This window comes from Novosphingobium sp. (assembly GCF_020852455.1).
In the GTDB taxonomy this organism is placed as follows: Bacteria; Pseudomonadota; Alphaproteobacteria; order Sphingomonadales; family Sphingomonadaceae; genus Novosphingobium.
In genome coordinates this window covers 143,141-161,869 of record NZ_JADZAT010000015.1, presented here as the reverse complement: position 1 = coordinate 161,869, position 18,729 = coordinate 143,141, and the positions used below count along the sequence as shown (strand labels likewise).

General features: G+C 65.5%; 15 protein-coding genes. 8 read left to right on the top strand and 7 right to left on the bottom strand.

Annotated features, from left to right (window positions below):
* Positions 1 to 24 precede the first annotated feature (24 nt).
* On the top strand, positions 25 to 1,206 hold the full coding sequence (locus tag IT549_RS08335) for an ATP-binding protein (protein ID WP_292971881.1): 1,182 nt from the start codon (positions 25 to 27) through the stop codon (positions 1,204 to 1,206).
* Here IT549_RS08335 and IT549_RS08330 read toward each other — a convergent pair whose 3' ends face one another.
* Positions 1,207 to 1,878, bottom strand: coding sequence for a DUF2490 domain-containing protein (locus IT549_RS08330; RefSeq protein ID WP_292971879.1), 672 nt, complete (start codon positions 1,876 to 1,878; stop codon positions 1,207 to 1,209).
* A 237-nt stretch (positions 1,879 to 2,115) separates the two neighbouring features.
* On the opposite strand from IT549_RS08330, the gene IT549_RS08325 reads away from it, so the two are divergent.
* The 6 genes from IT549_RS08325 (at position 2,116) to phoB (ending at position 8,183) form a co-directional block, all read left to right on the top strand.
* Positions 2,116 to 3,111: a substrate-binding domain-containing protein gene (locus IT549_RS08325; protein WP_292972110.1), complete on the top strand. Its 996-nt coding sequence runs from the start codon at positions 2,116 to 2,118 to the stop codon at positions 3,109 to 3,111.
* A gap of 10 nt (positions 3,112 to 3,121) precedes the next feature.
* Entirely contained in the window at positions 3,122 to 4,513 is a 1,392-nt protein-coding gene (pstC, locus tag IT549_RS08320) for a phosphate ABC transporter permease subunit PstC (protein WP_292971877.1), read from the top strand.
* The gene (gene pstA, locus IT549_RS08315; protein WP_292971875.1) at positions 4,506 to 5,756 is read left to right on the top strand and encodes a phosphate ABC transporter permease PstA; all 1,251 of its coding nucleotides are present in this window, start codon (positions 4,506 to 4,508) and stop codon (positions 5,754 to 5,756) included. Before pstC ends, pstA begins: the two co-directional genes overlap by 8 nt.
* Entirely contained in the window at positions 5,756 to 6,541 is a 786-nt protein-coding gene (gene pstB / locus IT549_RS08310) for a phosphate ABC transporter ATP-binding protein PstB (protein ID WP_292971873.1), read from the top strand. The genes pstA and pstB overlap by 1 nt, the downstream gene beginning before the upstream one ends.
* A gap of 272 nt (positions 6,542 to 6,813) precedes the next feature.
* Positions 6,814 to 7,491: a phosphate signaling complex protein PhoU gene (gene phoU, locus IT549_RS08305; RefSeq protein WP_292971871.1), complete on the top strand. Its 678-nt coding sequence runs from the start codon at positions 6,814 to 6,816 to the stop codon at positions 7,489 to 7,491.
* A 2-nt stretch (positions 7,492 to 7,493) separates the two neighbouring features.
* Positions 7,494 to 8,183, top strand: coding sequence for a phosphate regulon transcriptional regulator PhoB (gene phoB, locus IT549_RS08300; protein ID WP_292971869.1), 690 nt, complete (start codon positions 7,494 to 7,496; stop codon positions 8,181 to 8,183).
* On the opposite strand, the gene IT549_RS08295 is transcribed toward phoB, so the two are convergent.
* The 5 genes from IT549_RS08295 to IT549_RS08275 all read right to left on the bottom strand — a co-directional run bounded on the left by IT549_RS08295 (position 8,180) and on the right by IT549_RS08275 (position 16,760).
* Positions 8,180 to 9,088, bottom strand: a complete 909-nt coding sequence (locus IT549_RS08295; protein WP_292971867.1) for an alpha/beta fold hydrolase — start codon at positions 9,086 to 9,088, stop codon at positions 8,180 to 8,182. The genes phoB and IT549_RS08295 overlap by 4 nt on opposite strands.
* 38 nt (positions 9,089 to 9,126) lie before the next feature.
* The gene (locus IT549_RS08290; protein WP_292971865.1) at positions 9,127 to 12,915 is read right to left on the bottom strand and encodes an error-prone DNA polymerase; all 3,789 of its coding nucleotides are present in this window, start codon (positions 12,913 to 12,915) and stop codon (positions 9,127 to 9,129) included.
* Positions 12,908 to 14,461: a DUF6504 family protein gene (locus IT549_RS08285; protein WP_292971863.1), complete on the bottom strand. Its 1,554-nt coding sequence runs from the start codon at positions 14,459 to 14,461 to the stop codon at positions 12,908 to 12,910. Before IT549_RS08285 ends, IT549_RS08290 begins: the two co-directional genes overlap by 8 nt.
* The gene (locus IT549_RS08280; protein ID WP_292971861.1) at positions 14,364 to 15,092 is read right to left on the bottom strand and encodes a hypothetical protein; all 729 of its coding nucleotides are present in this window, start codon (positions 15,090 to 15,092) and stop codon (positions 14,364 to 14,366) included. Before IT549_RS08280 ends, IT549_RS08285 begins: the two co-directional genes overlap by 98 nt.
* Before the next feature lie 126 nt (positions 15,093 to 15,218).
* Entirely contained in the window at positions 15,219 to 16,760 is a 1,542-nt protein-coding gene (locus IT549_RS08275) for an amino acid permease (RefSeq protein WP_292971860.1), read from the bottom strand.
* A gap of 144 nt (positions 16,761 to 16,904) precedes the next feature.
* Between IT549_RS08275 and panB the strand changes: the two genes are divergently transcribed.
* Positions 16,905 to 17,774, top strand: a complete 870-nt coding sequence (gene panB / locus IT549_RS08270) for a 3-methyl-2-oxobutanoate hydroxymethyltransferase (protein ID WP_292971859.1) — start codon at positions 16,905 to 16,907, stop codon at positions 17,772 to 17,774.
* Here the strand turns inward: panB and IT549_RS08265 are convergent, their stop codons facing one another.
* Positions 17,775 to 18,728: a bile acid:sodium symporter family protein gene (locus IT549_RS08265; RefSeq protein ID WP_292971858.1), complete on the bottom strand. Its 954-nt coding sequence runs from the start codon at positions 18,726 to 18,728 to the stop codon at positions 17,775 to 17,777.
* Position 18,729 lies beyond the last annotated feature (1 nt).

Here is an 18,729-nt window from a genome sequence, read left to right as displayed (position 1 = left end):
CGCCATCTATTGAGCGCCAGACCGATGCCCGCCAAACGCACCCTGCCCCTGTCCGGAATCCTGCTGGCGCTGATCGCCGGAGCCGGCATGCTGCTGGCCGGTGCCAGCCTGTGGCTGTCTGCAGCCGTGGTGGTGCTGTGGCTGGGCTCGCTGTGGCTGGTAACGCCCGAACCCGAAATTCAGCCCGAGAAAGTCGATGTGGCGGCGGCGCGCAGCGATGCGATCCACGATGCGATCGAACCGATCGGTCAGCCCTTGCTGTTGCTTGATGGCAACCGGATCGTCGAGGCGAACCAGGCCGCGCGCGCCGCGCTGGGCGAACATGTGCTGGGCCAGGATGCGCGAATCGCGCTGCGCCATCCCGATGCGATGAAGCTGCTGGACCTGGGAGATGGCGATAGCGTTTCGATCCCCGGCTTCACCGGCGGGCGCAGCCTGTGGCAACTAACCCGCCGCAACGTGGCCGACGGGCGCTGGATGATCGAACTGGTCGATCGCACGGCAGAAGCCGACATGAGCAAGGCGCATACCGATTTCGTCGCCAATGCCAGCCACGAACTGCGCACACCGCTCGCCGCGATCATCGGCTATGCCGAAACGCTGGGCGATCCCGATGCGCCGACCGATGCCGAAACCACGCAGCGCTTCAATGGCATCATACAGCGCGAAGCCGCGCGGATGCTGAGCCTGGTCGAAGACCTGATGACGCTGAGCCATGTCGAGGCTGAAAAGCACGACCGGCCGAGCGAACCGCTTGATCTGGGCCAGCTCGCAGCGCGCGTGGTGGGTGAGGTTTCAAGCCTCAAGGGCAAGGAACGGGTTGAGCTGGCGGTAGCCGAACCGGGCCTGATCGTGCTGGGTGATGCCGGCCAGCTTGAGCAATTGCTGCGCAACCTGATCGACAACGCCTTGAAATACGGCGGCGCCGACACCCCGGTCAGCGTTGCAGTCAGCCACCAGGGTGATGCGTCGGCACGGCTGGCGGTGGCCGATCAGGGCCCGGGCATCGCGCCCGAACACCTGCCGCACCTGACTCGCCGGTTCTATCGTACCGATCCTGGCCGCAGCCGTGCCTCTGGCGGGACCGGACTGGGGCTGGCAATCGTCAAGCACATCGTCGAGCGTCACCAGGGCGAGATCGAGTTCGCCAGCACCCTTGGGGAAGGCACGACCGTAACGGTCACCCTCCCCCTGCCCAAGTCCTGATCAGAACGACAGCGACAGACCGCTGGTCAGCACATGGTCGCCATTGTCGGTACCATGCGCTGCAAAGGTGTGCTGGTTCAGATAGCCCACTTCGACCGTGATCTGCTTGGTGATGGGCATAGAAACCGAGATCGAATTGCGCATCCGGTCCAGTCCGTCATTGCCCTGGAACGCGGTGTTGTTGAAATTGATGAAAGTCTCGTTGGCGATCGACAGGTTGACCTTGCCGGCCAGCGGCATGCTGGCCTTGACCTGCGGACGCAGCCGCCAGGCGGTGCCCGGCAGGCCTTCGCGCCAACGCTCTTCCAGCCGCAGCCGGCCGCTCAGCTTGACCTTGCCCAGCTTGGCGAAGTTATCGAAGCTGACCTGCTGGCGCGCCCGGTGTTCGCGGCGGGTGAAATTGCCGTGGCTGTATTGCGGATCAAAGGTGTAACCCAGCCACAGCGTGACCACCTTGTTGACCTTCTTGCCAACGCTGAGCGTGTTTTCAAGTTCATAGAAGCCCTTGGCCTCGCCTGAGCGGAACACGGTCTCGTTCTGGATCTTGAAGCCATCGGGCAAGGCCACGTTGAGCGTGGCGGTCTGCCAGTACTGGGTATCTTCGCTGGCCATTGCCGGGTTGGCGGCACCGCACAAGGCGGCAAGGGCAATCGCTTTGGTCAGGGTGCGCATTACTATAGGTTCCTCGGCAGGCGCTTGAGTCGCGGTCCTGCTATGACGGTTGTGTGACACATTCGTGACGCTTCATGTCAGGTCCCGGACACGGTCCTGTCACAGCCGCTTGCCAGCAATGTGTCATGCAACTGTCACACAAGGTCGCCACTTGGCCATGCAGATAACGCCAACGGAGCGATTCGCATGACCAGGAAATCCATTCTCGCCTTTACCTCGGCTATTGCCGCCAGCGCCATGCTCGCGGCCTGCGGCGGAGGCCAGGGTGCCTCGCGCGATCAGGTTCGCGCGGTCGGCTCGTCCACCGTCTATCCCTTTGCCAAGGCGATCGCGGATTCGCTCGCCAAGTCGAACGCGGCGATCAAATCGCCGATCGTCGAATCGACCGGCACCGGTGCGGGCATGAAGCTGTTCTGCGCCGGCGTGGGCGCGCAGCATCCCGACATCGAAAACGCCTCGCGCCGGATGAAGAAGAGCGAGTTTGACGACTGCGTGAAGAACGGCGTCGACAAGATTGTCGAAGTCCAGGTCGGCCTTGACGGCGTGGCCTTCGCCGAGGCCAAGGGCGGCCTTGGCCTCAAGCTGACGCCTGAAGACGTTTACAAGGCGCTGGCCGCCAACCCCTATGGCAAGCCCAACACCGCGAAGACCTGGAAGGACGTCAACCCGGCGTTCCCGGCCGAACCGATCCTGGTCTATGGTCCGCCCAGCACCTCGGGCACGCGCGACGCGCTGAAGGAGCTGATCCTGACCAAGGGCTGCGACGCCAATCCGGCGATGAAGGCGCTGAAGGACAGCGACAAGGAAGCCCACGAAAAGACCTGCGGCGAAGTGCGCAATGACGGCGCCTATGTCGATTCGGGTGAGAACGACAACCTGATCGTCCAGAAGCTGGAAGCCAATCCCAAGGCGGTCGGCGTGTTCGGCTTCTCCTACCTTGAAGAAAACTCGGACAAGCTGATGGGCCTGACCATGAACGGGGTCGAACCGACCTATGCCAGCATCTCGGATTTCAGCTATCCGGGCGCCCGTCCGCTCTACATCTATGTCAAGGCCGCGCACCTCGATGCGATCAAGGGTCTGCGCGAATTCGTGGCCGAATGGGCCAAGAACTGGGGCAAGGGCGGCCTGCTCGCCAAGCAGGGCATGGTCGTCGCTCCTGACGATGTGCAGGCCAGGAATGCTAAGGTTGCCGGCGAATTCTCACTGCTCAATGGCACCGAACTGAAGTAAGACCTCCCCGATGTCGCCAGTCATTCCGATATTGCTAGCGCTTGCGCTCGGCCTGATCGGCTGGCTGGCGGCGCGTGGGCGGGCCTGGACCTTGCGCCGCGAGGCGCGCGGTCAGGGCCGCGATCTGCATTCGCTGCCCACCTATCATGCCTGGTACGTCGCGCTGTGGATCCTGGTTCCGGCGCTGCTGTTCGCGCTTACCTGGGCCTCGCTCAGCCCGGCGCTGGTGCTGCAACAGGTGCTGGCCGATCCGGCGGCGGCCAGCCTGCCGGCCTTCGGATTCCAGCGCGAGACGATCCTGGCCGAAGCCCAGGCGCTGGCTGGCGGCTCAAGCGACGCGGTGTTCAATCAGCAGGCCCGCGGCCTGATCGAACCCTTCCGCACGGCGATGCAGCACTATGCGGTGATTGGCACGCTGATCACCCTGCTGCTTGGCTTTGCTGGCGGCGCTTTCGCGTTCCTGCGGGTCCGTCCGGATTTTACTGCGCGGACCAGCGTGGAGCGCGCGGTGATGGGCGGGCTGCTGCTCGCCTCATTGGCGGCGATCTTCACCACCGCCGGGATCGTCGGTTCGCTGGTGTTCGAAACCTGGCGCTTCTTCCAGTTCGTCAGCCCGGCTGACTTCCTGCTGGGCACCCACTGGGGACCGGACTCGATGGCTGCGCCCACCCAGGGTGTCGAAACCAACTATGGCGCTCTGCCGCTGTTCTGGGGCACGGCTTTCGTCGGCGCGGTGATTGCCATGCTGGTGGCGATCCCGCTGGGCATGATGAGCGCGATTTTCCTGACCCAGTATGCCAGCCCCACATTGCGCCGCTGGATGAAGCCGATCCTTGAGATCCTGGCCGGGGTACCGACCGTGGTTTATGGCTACTTTGCCGCGCTGACGGTTGCCCCGCTGATCCGCGATTTCGGCCACGCCATCGGCATTTCCAGTGCTTCGAGCGAAAGCGTGCTCGCCGCTGGTCTGGTGATGGGGATCATGATCATTCCCTTCGTCTCCTCGATGGCGGATGACAGCATTGCCGCCGTCCCCCAGGCGATGCGCGATGGCAGCCTGGCGATGGGCGCGACCAAAAGCGAGACGATCCGCAAGGTCCTGCTCCCCGCCGCCCTGCCCGGGATCGTCGCCGGGATCATGCTGGCGGTCAGCCGCGCGATCGGCGAGACGATGATCGTGGTCATGGCCGCCGGTGCCACCGCGCGGCTTACCGCCAACCCGTTCGAATCGATGACCACCGTCACCTACCAGATCGTCGCCATGCTGACCGGCGAAGGCAGCTTTGACCATCCGGCAACGCTGTCCGCCTTCGCGCTGGGCATGGTGCTGTTCGTGGTCACCCTCACCCTCAATTTCATCGCGCTGCGCGTGGTGAAGCGGTTCCGCGAAGCTTATGAGTGATTTGACCCCCCAAGCCCGCAGCCAGCGGATTGCCGCGCGGCTGGCCAAACGCCACGCGTCCGAACGCCGGTTCCGCGCGCTGGGTTTCCTTGCCGTGGCTCTCTCCGCGCTGGTGCTGGCCTTTCTGCTGGTGACCATGACCGCCAATGCGATCGGCGGGTTCAAACGCGCCGAGCTGAGCTTCCCGGTCGATCTGGCCGGCGGCATGCTGCAGGTCGATCCCGCACAGCTTGAGAGCGAAGATCCGGTTCGCGCACTCGAAGGCGCAGGCCTGCGCGATGTGGTCCAGTTCGCCGCCTCGAAGGCGCTGGGCGACAAGGCCGCGGCCGAGCTGGACAGCGAAGCCTGGCGCGAAGTTGCCCGCCAGATCGCCTCCGACCCGGCCTTGCTCAACACCAGCTTCGAGGTCTCGCTGGCCGCCAGTGACGACCTTGCCGCCGGGCTGCGCGGCGAAGGCAACCCACAGTCAATCGCACTGGCCAGCCAATTGGCCGCAAAGGGCCAGCTGGCCACCCGGTTCGACCCCGGTTTCCTGTCGCGCTCTGACGCTACCAGCCCGCAGGCGGTGGGGATCTGGGGTGCGCTCAAGGGATCGATGCTGACCATGCTGGTCACGCTCGCACTGGCCTTCCCGATCGGCGTCTTCGCAGCGGTCTATCTCGAGGAATTCGCCCCCCGCAACCGCTGGACCGACCTGATCGAGGTTTCGATCAACAACCTGGCGGCGGTCCCCTCGATCATCTTCGGGCTGCTTGGCCTGGCGCTGTTCCTCAGCATCTTCCCCTACTGGCGTTCGGCTCCGTTGATCGGGGGTATGACCCTGGCGCTGATGACCATGCCAGTGATCGTCATTTCCGGGCGCAACGCAATCAAGGCGGTTCCGCCCTCGATCCGCGATGCCGCGCTGGCGGTCGGCGCCAGCAGGGTCCAGACCGTGTTCCACCACGTCCTGCCATTGGCGCTGCCCGGGATCCTGACCGGCACGATCATCGGCATGGCCCGCGCGCTGGGTGAAACCGCGCCGCTGCTGATGATCGGGATGAAGGCCTTCGTCGCCACGCCGCCCGACGGCTTTACCTCACCCAGCTCGGTGCTGCCGGTGCAGATCTTCCTGTGGTCGGACGAAATCGACCGCGGCTTTGTTGAACGCACTTCGGCCGCAATCATCGTGCTGCTGCTGTTCCTGCTGGCGATGAATTCGATCGCCATCTACCTTCGCAACCGTTTCGAGAACCGCTGGTAATGACCACCTTTCATGATCTTGACCCGATCGAAGCGCGGATTTCCGCGCAGGACGTATCGGTATTCTATGGCGACAAGCGCGCGATCGATCAGGTGTCGATCGATATCGGCGCCGATTACGTCACCGCCTTCATCGGCCCCTCGGGCTGCGGCAAATCGACCTTCCTGCGCACGCTCAACCGGATGAATGACACCATTCCCGGCGCCCGCGTCGAAGGCGAAATCAAGCTTGATGGCGAAGACATCTACAAGAGCGGGATGGACGTGGTGCAGTTGCGCGCGCGCGTTGGCATGGTGTTCCAGAAACCCAACCCCTTCCCCAAGTCGATCTTCGAAAACGTCGCCTATGGCCCCCGGATCCACGGGCTGACCACCAGCAAGGCCGAGCTTGACGAAGTGGTCGAGCGCAGCCTGAAGCGCGCCGGCCTGTGGGACGAAGTCAAGGACCGCCTGGCCGACAGCGGCACCGCCTTGTCCGGAGGTCAGCAGCAGCGTCTGTGTATCGCTCGGGCGATTGCGGTCGAACCCGAAGTGATCCTGATGGACGAGCCGTGCTCGGCGCTGGACCCGATCGCAACCGCCAAGATCGAGGAACTGATCGCCGAACTGCGCGGGCGCTATGCGATCGTCATCGTCACCCATTCGATGCAGCAGGCCGCGCGCGTCTCACAGCGCACCGCCTTCTTCCACCTCGGCAAGGTGGTCGAATACGGCAAGACTTCGGATATCTTCACCAACCCGCGTGAAGAACGGACAAAAGACTACATCACCGGACGTTACGGTTGAGGGGTCTGTCCTATGGGATATCATACACCATGATTGCTTTGGAAAGCTTGCTGGGTAGGAGCGACGCGCAGCGCGGGCTTTATGCCCCGTGCAAGCGGAGGGACGCCCTCCAGCGAGCTTTCCAAAGCAACCCCTTCGGGGCGGGCCGAAATTGGCCCATCGCTACGTTGCTCGTCGGGCACGATGTCCCGCATCGCGCCTCTCCTCACGCCTTGCGCTGGGCCAATTTCGGCTCCGTCATGGCGTATGATATCCCATAGGACAGACCCCACATGGCACATGAACACACCGTCAAGGCCTTTGACGAAGACATCACCAAGCTGCGCGGGCTGATCGCCGAAATGGGCGGGCTGGCCGAAGTTTCGATGAGCGAAGCGATGGAAGCGCTGGTCAAGGGCAACCTCGACCTGGCCAGGCAAGTGATCGACCGGGACAAGAAGATCGACGCACTGGAAGCCGAAGTCGATCGGCTGGCGGTGCGGATCATTGCCCTGCGTGCGCCGATGGCGGACGACCTGCGCGAGGTTATCGCGGCGCTCAAGATCGCCGGGGTGGTTGAGCGGATCGGCGACTATTCGAAGAACATCGCCAAGAGCGCCGACAAGATCGAACAGCGCAAAAAGTTCGAGCCGCTGACCCTGGTTCCCGCCATGGCTGATGTGGCCCGCGGCATGGTCCACGACGTGCTGACAGCCTATGCCGCCCGCGATCCGGTGCTGGCCCGGGCGGTCGTCGAACGCGACGAGATGGTCGATGCGTTTTACGAATCGCTGTTCCGCAACCTTGTCAGCCACATGATGGAGAACCCGGCAACCATCTCCAGCGCCGCGCAGCTCTTGTTCGTCGCCCGCAATATCGAACGGATCGGCGATCACGCCACCAACGTCGCCGAAATGGTCTATTACGCCGCCACCGGCGAGTACCTGACCGACAAGGAAGACAAGGGCTAGCCATGACCGCCCCCAGCCTGCTGCTGGTCGAAGATGACCCGGCACTCGCCGAATTGCTCGAATTCCGCTTCAAGGGCGAAGGCTACAAGGTCACCGTCACTGCCGATGGCGACGAGGCGCTGCTGCTCGCGCAAGAGCAGGTGCCTGACCTGGTCGTGCTCGACTGGATGATCGAAGGGACCAGCGGGATCGAGGTCTGCCGCCGTCTGCGCAAGGACAAGGCCACCGCGCATGTCCCGATCCTGATGCTGACTGCGCGCGGGGCTGAGGAAGACAAGGTGCGCGGGCTCGACATCGGCGCCGACGATTACATGACCAAGCCCTTCTCCCCGCGCGAGCTGCTGGCCCGGGTCAAGGCGATCCTGCGCCGGATCCGTCCGGCACTGGCCGGCGAGATGCTGACCGTGGGTGATCTGTCGCTCGATCCGGTGGCACACCGGGTCACCCGGCGCGGCCAGGTGCTCTCGCTGGGGCCAACCGAATTCCGCCTGCTGCGCCACTTCATGGAGCATCCGGGCCGGGTGTTCAGCCGCGGCCAGCTGCTCGACGCGGTCTGGGGCAACGAGAGCGAGATCGAATTGCGCACCGTCGATGTTCACATCCGCCGTCTGCGCAAGGGCATCGAAGTGGAAGGCGCGCCCGATCCGGTGCGGACGGTGCGGTCAGCAGGGTATTCGCTCGAAGGCGTCTAGCGCGGCTTGCCCGCCAGCAGCCCCTGCAGCCAGCGGATCACCTGCGCCTGCAGCATCACCCGCTTGTCCGACCATGAGTGATCGGTGGCGACATGGATCATGGTAACCCGCTTGCCGCCAGCCGCGCGCACGGCGGCGCCCAGCTTGTCGGTGCCGGGGGCCAGGCCATCATCGCTGCTGAGGATCAGCAGACTTTTCTTCGCCAGCCCCGGCGCCATCGGCATGAAGTTGTTGGCATCGCTGTTCGCGATCAGTTCGTCGGCCATGCGTTCGGGCGAGGTATCGGCCAGCGTTTCGGAATTGCCGGCCGAGCGTTTGATCACTTCGGCGCGGTCCATCTTGCCCAGCATGCCCATGTTGGCGGCCGAGATCAGCCCGGCACCCAGCAGGCCATCGTCCTGCCCGGCAACCATCGCGGTCACCCAGCCGCCCATCGAATGGCCCATGATCGCCATGCGCCGGGTATCGACGCCCAGCCGCGCGGCATTGGCAGGATCGCGCAGGAAGGTCAGCACCGCGCGGGCATCCTCGGGGTTCTGGGCGAAGCGGAATGAACCCGGGCTGCCCCACGATCCGCGATAGTTGAAGGTCACCACATTCCACCCGGCGCGGCGCACCGCCTGGGCCAGATCGAGGTTCTTCTCGTTCCCCGGCCAGCCGTGGCACAGCACCAGCGTGGGATGCGGCCCGGCCCCGCTGGCAAGATAGGCCACGCCGTTGATCTCCACCCCGCCGCTGGGAATGTGCAGCACCTCCATCCGCGCCGGATGCGCCTTGTCGGGCGCGGGATCGGTATAGACCGCAGCGGGGACCGTCATCGGCTTGACGGGCTTTACGGGCCTGGCCGCCTGGGCCGGCAAGGCCAGCATGGCGGCGGCGGACAGGATCAGGATGGTTGCGCGCATCGGTTCTCTCCCCTTTGCGCGGCAGGCTAACGCACAGTTCAATGAAAGTCTCGCGACTTCGGGATCACCCGCGCATCGCGGGGATGCCCGCCCCGGCTGCCCTGATTGGGCCGCAAGACATGGTCCGCGCGGTCAACGTGGTGTGGCAACAGGTCGTCCGACAGCGCGTGGAGCGCCGCCGTCGCATCGGTCAGCTGCTGGGCGATCACATGGATCACCCCGTCGTCCTGCTCGACCCGGCCGCGTACCTCGAGCAGGCGGGCGCCCATGATCACCTTGCGCTGCTTTTCCATCACATCGGGCCAGACGACCACGTTGGCCACCCCGCTCTCGTCCTCGATGGTGATGAAGCAGACCCCCTTGGCGCTGCCGGGGCGCTGGCGGATCAGCACCACGCCGGCGACCTGCACCGGGCGCGATGAGCTGTGGCGGGCCAGTTCCTCCGCGCGGATGAACCCGCGATCGCCCAGCGAAGCACGCAGGAAGGCAAGCGGGTGGGCCTTCAGGCTGAGCCGCTGGGTCTGGTAATCGGCCACCACTTCCTCGGATAGCGGCATGGCTGGCAGCCGCGTGGCGGTGCGCTCCGTCCCCTCGTCACGCGCCTGTGCGGCGGCGAACAGCGGCAGGTCGGGCGCGGCAATCACGCTGCGCGCATCCCACAGCGCCTGACGCCGGGTCAGCCCCAGCGAGTTGAAGCAATCGGCGCTGGCCAGCCGCTCGATCACCGCCGGGGACAGCCCGGCGCGGTCCTTCAGCTCGGTAACATCGCGATAAGGCCCTGTCTCCCGCCCGGCGATCAGCCGCGCGGCGGCAGCTTCGGCCAAGCCATCGACCTGCCTCAGGCCGAGGCGAAGTGCCAATTCGGGTGCACGCGGAGACGCGGAGACGCGGAGGGAAGAAGGCTGCTCTCGCAAAGGCGCAAAGGCGCGAAGAGGCTGTTCTGCGCTGCAGGCATTATCTACTGCTTGCACCTGGCCGCTGCACAAAGCGCCGAATTTTGAAAGGGCTTCGCCCCCAGAGCCATCTCTTCGCGCCTTTGCGCCTTTGCGACAGGAATCCCTTTCTTCTTCCCTCCGCGTCTCCGCGTTTCCGCGTGAATCACTTGGCTCCAGCGTGTTGTCCCACATCGAACAGTTCACATCCGGCGGCAGCACCAGCACGCCATGCGCCCGCGCGTCCCGCACAATCTGCGCCGGGGCATAGAACCCCATCGGCTGCGAATTGAGCAAGGCCGCCGCGAAGGCCGCCGGGTAGTGGCATTTGAGCCATGACGAGACATAGACCAGCAGCGCGAAGCTGGCCGCGTGGCTTTCGGGAAAGCCGTATTCGCCAAAGCCCTTGATCTGGTTGAAGCAGCGCATGGCAAAGTCGGGATCGTAGCCGCGCGCCACCATCCGGCCGACCATCAGCTCTTCCAGCTCCTCAAGGTTGCCGCGGCTGCGGAAAGTGGCCATCGCCTTTCTCAGCCGGTTGGCTTCCCTCGAACTGAACTGCGCGGCATCGAGCGCGATCTTCATCGCCTGCTCCTGAAAGATCGGCACCCCCAGCGTGCGCCCCAGGATCGAGGTCAGCTCGTCCGGGGGCCCGTGCGCCGGGCCCGGTGCGGGGATCTCGACCTTTTCGGCCCCGCGCCGCCGCTTGAGGAAGGGGTGGACCATGTCGCCCTGGATCGGTCCGGGCCGCACGATCGCCACTTCGATCACCAGATCATAGAAGCAGCGCGGGCGCAGGCGCGGCAGCATGTTCATCTGGGCCCGGCTTTCGACCTGGAACACGCCGAGCGAATCCCCCCGGCACAGCATGTCGTAAACCGCCGGATCCTCACGCGGGACCGTGGCCAGCGTCAGGTCGCGGCCATGGTGCTGGCGCAGCAGGTCGAGGCACTTGCGGATGCAGGTCAGCATGCCCAGCGCCAGGACATCGACCTTGAGGATGCCCAGCGCGTCGATATCGTCCTTGTCCCATTCGATGAAGCTGCGATCGGGCATGGCGCCGTTGCCGATCGGCACGGTCTCGCTCAGCGGTCCTTCAGTGAGGATGAAGCCGCCGACATGCTGGCTGAGGTGGCGGGGCATGCCGATCAGCTGCTCGGTCAGCTTGAGTACCCGTTGAAGGTGCGGTTGGGTACTGTCGAGGCCCGTTTCAGTGTCGATGTGGTGCTCCTTGATCGAGCGTCCGTGACCGCCCCAGACCGTCTTGGCCAGCGCCGCGGTAACGTCCTCGGAAAGCCCCATCGCCTTGCCGACCTCGCGGATCGCCATGCGCGGGCGATAGTGGATCACCGTTGCGCAAAGCCCGGCATGATGGCGGCCATAGCGCTGATATATATGCTGAATCACCTCCTCGCGGCGCTCATGCTCGAAATCGACATCGATATCGGGCGGCTCATCGCGGTCCTCGGAAATGAACCGTTCGAACAGCAGGGCATGCTCGACCGGATTGACCGAGGTGATCCCCAGGCAGAAACAGACCGCCGAATTGGCCGCCGAACCCCGCCCCTGACACAGGATCGGGGGTTGACGACTGCGTGCAAAATCAACCACTTCCTTGATGGTCAGAAAGTATTGCGCGAGGTTTTTCTTGGCGATCATCGCCAGTTCCTTGCGCAAGGTTTCGGCCACCTCGTGCGGGGTTCCCTGCGGATAGTGCCCGGTCGCGCCCTGCCAGGTCAGCCGTTCAAGATAGGCCTGCGCATCCAGCCCATCGGGATAGGTCTGGCGGGGGTATTCGTAACGCAGTTCCTCAAGGCTGAACTGGCACGAATCCGCCAGTTTTCGTGCATTTCCCAGAGCGTGCGGCCAGTCCGCAAACAACCGCGCCATCTCCTCCGGGCCCTTGAGGTGACGCTCGGCATTGGCCTCCAGCAGATGCCCGGCCGCGGCCACCGTGGTCTTGCGCCGGATCGCGGTCATCACATCGTGCAGCGGCCGCCGGTGCGGGGCGTGGTAGAGCGGCAGATTTGTCGCAAGCAATTCAAGCCCATGCTCGCCCGCCAGCACATCAAGCCGCGCGATCCGGGCGAGGTCATCTCCCCGGTAGAGGTAGCTTGCGGCCAGGCAACGGAGCGTCGGAAACTGGCGAACGATATGCGGGAGCAGCGTGGGGAACGGTGCGTTTAAAATGGTCTCACGCGGAGGCGCGGAGGCGCGGAGAGGATCAGGATCAGGTACACACGAAGACACAAAGACATGAAGAGGTGGTGCCGCGCCGCAGGCTATCTCTTCTGCATTAACGTTGCCGGAAGCGGCAACCGATGAATCGAAAGCGGCTTCGCCGCAAGCAGAACACCTCCGTGCCTCCGCGCCTTCGCGTAAAAAATCCACCACATTGCTTTCCACCGCGATCGTCAGCTGTGCATCAAGATCGTCGGGCGGGACCAGCACCAGGTGGACGCCCTCGCTGTGCGCGGCCAGCATGGCGAGCGAGACATCGCAGGCGCCCTTGTCCTGCCATTCGCCGTCAAGCTTGCCCATCCGCCCGGCCGAAATCAGGCGGCACAGGCGGCCATAGGCCTGGCGGTCGGCCGGATAGGCCAGAAAGGCCAGTCCCTCGACCGTTTCGATCCGGCAGCCGATCACCGGGCGCAGTTTCAGCGCCGTAGCCTCGCTATGCAGCCGCACCACCCCGGCCATGGTGTTGGCATCGGCGATCCCGACCGCGTCATAGCCCAGCGCGCGGGCCTGGGTGGCAAAGTCCACCGCATCGGAAGCGCCGCGCAGGAACGAGAAGCAGCTGGTCCAGCCAAGCTCGACGAAAGCGGCGCGCGGCGGCGGTGCAGCGGCTTCGCCCGCGCGGCGGCGTTCGGGGGTCAGCGGGCTTTCAGGCATGGAGCCCCTGCAGGAACCATTCGGGCACCCCGCCCCGGCCATCGCCGGCATGGCCGTGACGGTAGATCCAGTAGCGCCGCCCCTCCCCGTCCTCGACCCGATAGTAATCGCGCAGCCGCGCCCCGCCCCGTTCGCGCCACCATTCGGGCGCGATCCGCTCAGGCCCTTCGGCGCGCAGCACCTCGTGCAGGGTCCCGCGCCAGCGGAACCGGCGCGGCAGGCCATCGGGGCTGGCATGGATCACCGCGATCGGCTCGGGCCGGTCGAGCAGCTTCAGGGGGCGGGCATGGAAGGCAAGCTCCTCTTGCCGCGGCCTGTCCGGATCGAGCGGTCCGATCCAGCGCTGGGCACGTTCGGGCCAGTGGCTGGCAAAGGGTTCGGGGCGGCGTACCGCAGCCGGGCCCAGCCGCACGCTCAACCGGTCGATAAAGGCGGCCAGGCTGGTGCCATGGGCTTCGGCCGCAGCCTCCAGCTGTTGCTGGCTGAGCGCCAGCGGTTCACACCACGGAGCGGTAAGCCGGGCGAGCTCGATCCCGAACCCGGCGTCGAGATCGTCAAGCCGCGCGGCGAACAGGCGGACGATATGCGCGGCCTCGCGGCTGGCCTGGGCCAGTTCGAGCCGGCGCTGCAGCATGTCGCCATCGACCTTCCACAGCACCAGTTCCAGCCGCCGCGCGCCCTTGCCCGCACCTTCGAGCACCCGCACCAAATCGGCGGCAAGGTCTTCGACCACCCGGTCGAGCAGACTGCGGTGACGGATCGGTTCGAGCAGGCGGCGCTGGACCATCGGCGGCGGCGCGGCCAGCACCGGCAGCAGCGGTTCGGGCACCCGGCCCAAGAGCTGGTCGAGCCGCACCAGCGGGTTGGCGGCTGGCGCGCGGATCGTGCGAAACCGGCGCGCCAGCGCATCGCGCGCCACCCCGGCCAGTTCGCCCACCCGCTTGAGCCCCAGCCGGCGCAGCACCAGCTGGACCGCGGGATCGAGCCGCAGCGCAGCCACGGGAAGCGCATCAAGGCTGTCGCCCGGGTGGTGGATCGCCTGCTCCGGCCCATAGTGCGACAGCGCCCAGGCCGAGCCGGCGGTAGGGGCCAGGGCCAGCCGGACGCTCAGCCCGCACGCCGCCAGCCGCGCGGCGGCATCGGCCAGCAGGGCCGGTTCGCCGCCGTAAAGGTGTGCCACCCCGGTGACATCGACCAGCAGACCATCGGGCGGATCGAGCGCCGACCACGGCCCCCAGCGCTGCGCCCACAGTGCCAGCCGTTCAAGGAAGGCCAGATCGCCCGCCGGATCGGCCGGTGCCACCGCCAGCTGCGGGCACAGCGCCCGCGCATCGGTCAGCCGCATGCCGGGCCGCGCGCCCTGTTCGCGCGCTGCGGCATTGGGGGCGGTGACCCGCAGACCGTGCGCGGTCTCGTCAACCAGCGCGAAAGGGGCGGGATCGACGCCTTCAGCCAGCTGCCAGCGATCGATCGCCAGCGCCCGGCACCAGATCGACAGGATGCGCCTGCTGGTGACCGGGGTTGGCGATGAGGCTTTGTCCGTCATCGCACAGGGTCCATTGTCCGGGAGGATAGGCACGGGCGCGGAACAGCTCGGCCTGCCAGACCGGGTGCCCGGGGGCCGCCGGGTTCCAGCGCGACGGAGCCGACGGCGCCGAGGACACCTGCCAGCGCATCCGCGCCGAGGAGAGATCGCGCGCGGCATCAAGCCGCACCAGCCACAGCGGCACTCCATGCTTTTCCGCCACCAGGCTGAGCCGGCGCGAGGCGGTGAATGACAGCGCCCGCGGATTGCCGGCCAGTTCCCCCAGCACGAAGGCCAGATCGCGGCAGCGCAGCCCCTCTTCCAGCGCAAACAGCGCGTCTTCGGGTTTCTCAGCGGCGACATGGATCAACCGGGAGCGCAGCGCAGGCGGCAGGCCGGGGCGATAGGGCCGCCCGGAAAGCCGCAGCGCAGCCTGATCCTGCACCCACAGGAACGGACGATCATCCTGCCCGGCCTGGTCGAGTGCCAGGGCCAGCGCCAGCCCGGCCCCGCTGCCTTCGTTGCCGGCGGCGAACAATTCGGAATGCAGCGCCGAGGCGCCCAGCCCCGGACGCCAGGCCGCGCTCTGCCGCAGCCCGGAAACGGGCAGGCGGCGGCGCGCAAAGGCGGCAAGCGGGGTTGGGTCGGTCATCGTAAATCGCCTCTATGTTCTATTTATGTTCTCATTTATGGCGATTCGCAATTCCCTTCTTGTGGGCAAACGAAAAGGCCGCCCGCACGCAGCGGACGGCCCCTTCATGCCAGCAATCGCCAAGCGTCAGTCGTTGATGTCAATGTCACCCGGCAGCGGTGCAACCGGCTGCGGCGGGATACCCTCATCGCCTTCATGCACTTCAACCAGACCCCGGCCAACATGGCTGCGGCTGCGGCTGTAGGTGTAATACACGACCAACCCTACCACGGCCCAACCAGCGAACAGTGCCAGAGTCGGACCGGACAGGCTGAAGAACAGATAGATACAGCCCGCGATCGAGATCGGCGCGGTCAGCATGACCGCCGGAGTACGGAACGGACGGTGCCGGGTCGGATCGGTACGCCGCAGCACCAGCACCGCGATTGACACCGCAGCAAAGGCAAACAGCGTACCCGAGTTCGAAACGTCAGCCAGCAAGCCAACCGGGAAGAACGCAGCGAACAGCGACACGAACACGCCGGTCAGGATGGTGATCACGTGCGGCGTGCGAAACTTCGGGTGAATCTTCGAGAAGAAGTCCGGCAGCAGGCCATCGCGGCTCATCACGAAGAACACACGGGTCTGGCCAAACATCATCATCAGGATTACAGAAGGCAGCGCGATAATCGCCGCCGCACCCACCAGCCAGCCAATGAACGGATGTCCGACCGAGCGCAGCACCCAGGCCAGGGCCTCCTTCGAGCAAACCACAGCAGTGTCGCCAGCCGCCGCACAGGCCTGCGACAAGGCCGGCGTACCAGGCGACAGCACTTCATGATTGGGACCGAACATCGGCTGTGCGCCAACGGTTCCGATCACCCCTGCCGCGACCAGCATGTAGAAAATCGTACAGATCGCGAGGCTGCCGATCAGCCCGATCGGCATGTTGCGTTGCGGATTCTTGGTTTCCTCAGCCGCGGTCGAGACCGCGTCAAAGCCGACATAGGCAAAGAAGATCGAAGCCGCCGCGCCCGAAATGCCAGCAAAACCAAGCGGTGCGAACGGAGTGAACTGGCCGGTCTGAATCACCGGAATAGTCACCGCAACAAACAAGGTCAGTGCGGTAATCTTGATCGCCACCAGCACCGAATTGACCGTGGCGCTTTCCTTGGTCCCGATGACCAGCAGCGCAGTTACAATCATCGCGATAGCCATGGCCGGAAGGTTGATCAAACCGCCATCAAACGGCCCGCGAACCAGTTCCAGCGGCACGGATATGTGCAGGTTACTCTCGACAAACCCTACCATATAGCCGGACCAGCCGACCGACACCGCCCCGGCGGCGATTGCATATTCAAGGATCAGGGCCCAGCCGACCATCCAGGCAACCAATTCACCCATCACCGCATAACTGTAGGTATAGGCCGATCCTGAAACCGGCACCATCGCGGCCATTTCTGCGTAACACAACGCCGCAACCGCGCACACGAAGCCGGCAATCACGAAGCTGACCATCATCCCGGGGCCGGCCTTTTGCGCGGCCTCAGCGGTCAGAACGAAGATCCCGGTGCCGATCACCGCACCGATCCCCAGCATGGTGAGCTGGAAGGCCCCCAGCGAGCGATGGAGCGATTTCTTTTCGGCAGTTGCCAGAATGGCGTCGAGTGATTTCACGCGACCAAACATGCAGTTCCCCTAAATGGGCGGCCCTGGCGCAAGTGCGCGGGCCGCTTGTCTTTCCCTGGGCGCGGAAGCTAGCGCCGCCACCTTCAATGGCAAGAGCTAACTGCCACCCTTCCCCAGATTGCGCCAAGCGGCTAAAGGGCGCGCATGTCGACCACCTTCCAACTCGATACGGCCACCAGCCGTGCCCACCCCACCCCGGCCCCGCTGCGGCGGCTGTCGATCCCGGCGATCCGCCAGCGCAAGGTGGACGGCCAGACCGCCGAACCGATCGTTATGCTGACCGCCTATACCGCGCGCCAGGCCCAGCTGCTCGATGCGCATTGCGACCTGATCCTGTGCGGGGATTCGCTGGGCCAGGTGATCTATGGCCTGCCCACCAGCCTGCAGGTGACGGTGGACATGATGGTCGCCCACGGCGCGGCGGTGGTGCGCGGATCGTACCATGCCGCGGTGGTGGTCGATCTGCCGTTCGGATCCTACGAAGCCTCGCCCGAACAGGCCTTTGCCACGGCCTCGCGGATCATGGTCGAAACCGGGGCCAGCGCGGTCAAGCTGGAAGGCGGCGCGGTGATGGCCGAAACGGTGGCCTTCCTGTCCAGCCGGGGCATTCCGGTGATGGGACACGTCGGGCTGACCCCGCAGGCGGTCAACACGCTGGGCGGCTACAACGCGCGCGGCCGCAGCGATGCCGAAGCGCAGAAGATCGTGTCCGATGCCCAGGCGATCGATCAGGCCGGAGCCTTTGCGATCGTGATCGAAGGCGTGGTCGAACCGATCGCGATTGCCGCCACCAGGGCGGTATCCTGCCCCACCATCGGCATCGGTGCCTCGGCCCAGTGCGACGGCCAGGTGCTGGTGACCGAAGACATGATGGGCATGTTCGAACGCGTGCCGCGCTTCGTGAAACGCTATGGCGAGATTGCCGGGCTGATCTCCAGCGCGGCCGGCCAGTATGCCGAAGAGGTGCGCAACCGCAGCTTCCCCGGGACCGAGCAGACCTACCAGCCGAAGTAGCTAGCCCCGGCCCAGCCGGGCGGCGATCGGCGCGGCCAGCACCAGCTGGACCAGGTGATAGAGCAGGATCGGCAGCAGGATCACGCCCGCCACCGCCGGGGTGAACAGCACCGCGGCCAGCGGTGCGCCCATCGCGATACTCTTTTGCGCACCGGCATAGAGCATGGTGATGCGATTGGGCCGGTCGAGCCCAAGAATGCCCCCCAACAGCCAGGCCCCCAGGTGGCCAAACAGCAGGAACAGCGCGGTTCCACCCGCCAGCCACAGCCAGCCGGCATTATCGACCTTCACCCAGAAGCGCTGCTCGACCGCACCGGAGAAGGCGACGTAGACCGCAATCGCGATCGACGTGCGGTCCATCCAGGTGACCAGCGGACGGTGATCCTTCACCCAGCCGCCCAGCCGGCCCTGCGCGGTCTGGCCCAGGATGAAGGGCACCAGCAACACACCCACCACCTTGAGCAGGCCGTCGGCATGAAAGCTCGCTTCCTGCCCGCCCGCCAGCAGCGAGAACAGCGGCGCGGTGATGAACACGCCCAGCAGGTTGAGCAAGGCGGCTGCCACCACCGAACTGGCGACATTGCCGCCCGCCAGCGAGCTGTAGGCGGTGGCCGATTGCACGGTTGAGGGCAGGCAGCCCAAATAGAGGAAACCCAGCGCCAGCAGCGGCGGCATCCAGCCCTGCCCGCCCTGCCACAGCGCCCAGCCGGCCAGCGCCATGGCGCCATAGCACCAGGCCACCAGTGGCCACAGCAGTCGGTGGTTGGTGATCCCGGCCATCACCTCGTGCCGGGGCAGCCGCACGCCGTTGAGGAAGAACAGCAGAAATACCGCCGCATTGGACACGAATTGCGCCGCGCCGCGCCACTCGGCACCGACCGGCAGCACCAGCGCCAGCGCAATCGCGGCCGCCAGCAGCCGCACCATCGGATCAATCCGCGACAACAATGCCATC

Excerpts from the sequence above, each read along its gene's own strand:
- pstC (WP_292971877.1), top strand. The coding sequence starts at position 3,122 with ATGTCGCCAGTCATTCCGATATTGCTAGCGCTTGCGCTCGGCCTGATC.
- IT549_RS08280 (WP_292971861.1), bottom strand. The coding sequence starts at position 15,092 with ATGACCGACCCAACCCCGCTTGCCGCCTTTGCGCGCCGCCGCCTGCCC.
- IT549_RS08275 (WP_292971860.1), bottom strand. The coding sequence starts at position 16,760 with ATGTTTGGTCGCGTGAAATCACTCGACGCCATTCTGGCAACTGCCGAA.
- panB (WP_292971859.1), top strand. The coding sequence starts at position 16,905 with ATGTCGACCACCTTCCAACTCGATACGGCCACCAGCCGTGCCCACCCC.
- phoB (WP_292971869.1), top strand. The coding sequence starts at position 7,494 with ATGACCGCCCCCAGCCTGCTGCTGGTCGAAGATGACCCGGCACTCGCC.
- phoU (WP_292971871.1), top strand. The coding sequence starts at position 6,814 with ATGGCACATGAACACACCGTCAAGGCCTTTGACGAAGACATCACCAAG.
- IT549_RS08265 (WP_292971858.1), bottom strand. The coding sequence starts at position 18,728 with ATGGCATTGTTGTCGCGGATTGATCCGATGGTGCGGCTGCTGGCGGCC.
- pstB (WP_292971873.1), top strand. The coding sequence starts at position 5,756 with ATGACCACCTTTCATGATCTTGACCCGATCGAAGCGCGGATTTCCGCG.
- IT549_RS08295 (WP_292971867.1), bottom strand. The coding sequence starts at position 9,088 with ATGCGCGCAACCATCCTGATCCTGTCCGCCGCCGCCATGCTGGCCTTG.
- IT549_RS08325 (WP_292972110.1), top strand. The coding sequence starts at position 2,116 with ATGCTCGCGGCCTGCGGCGGAGGCCAGGGTGCCTCGCGCGATCAGGTT.
- IT549_RS08335 (WP_292971881.1), top strand. The coding sequence starts at position 25 with ATGCCCGCCAAACGCACCCTGCCCCTGTCCGGAATCCTGCTGGCGCTG.
- IT549_RS08330 (WP_292971879.1), bottom strand. The coding sequence starts at position 1,878 with ATGCGCACCCTGACCAAAGCGATTGCCCTTGCCGCCTTGTGCGGTGCC.
- pstA (WP_292971875.1), top strand. The coding sequence starts at position 4,506 with ATGAGTGATTTGACCCCCCAAGCCCGCAGCCAGCGGATTGCCGCGCGG.
- IT549_RS08290 (WP_292971865.1), bottom strand. The coding sequence starts at position 12,915 with ATGCCTGAAAGCCCGCTGACCCCCGAACGCCGCCGCGCGGGCGAAGCC.
- IT549_RS08285 (WP_292971863.1), bottom strand. The coding sequence starts at position 14,461 with ATGACGGACAAAGCCTCATCGCCAACCCCGGTCACCAGCAGGCGCATC.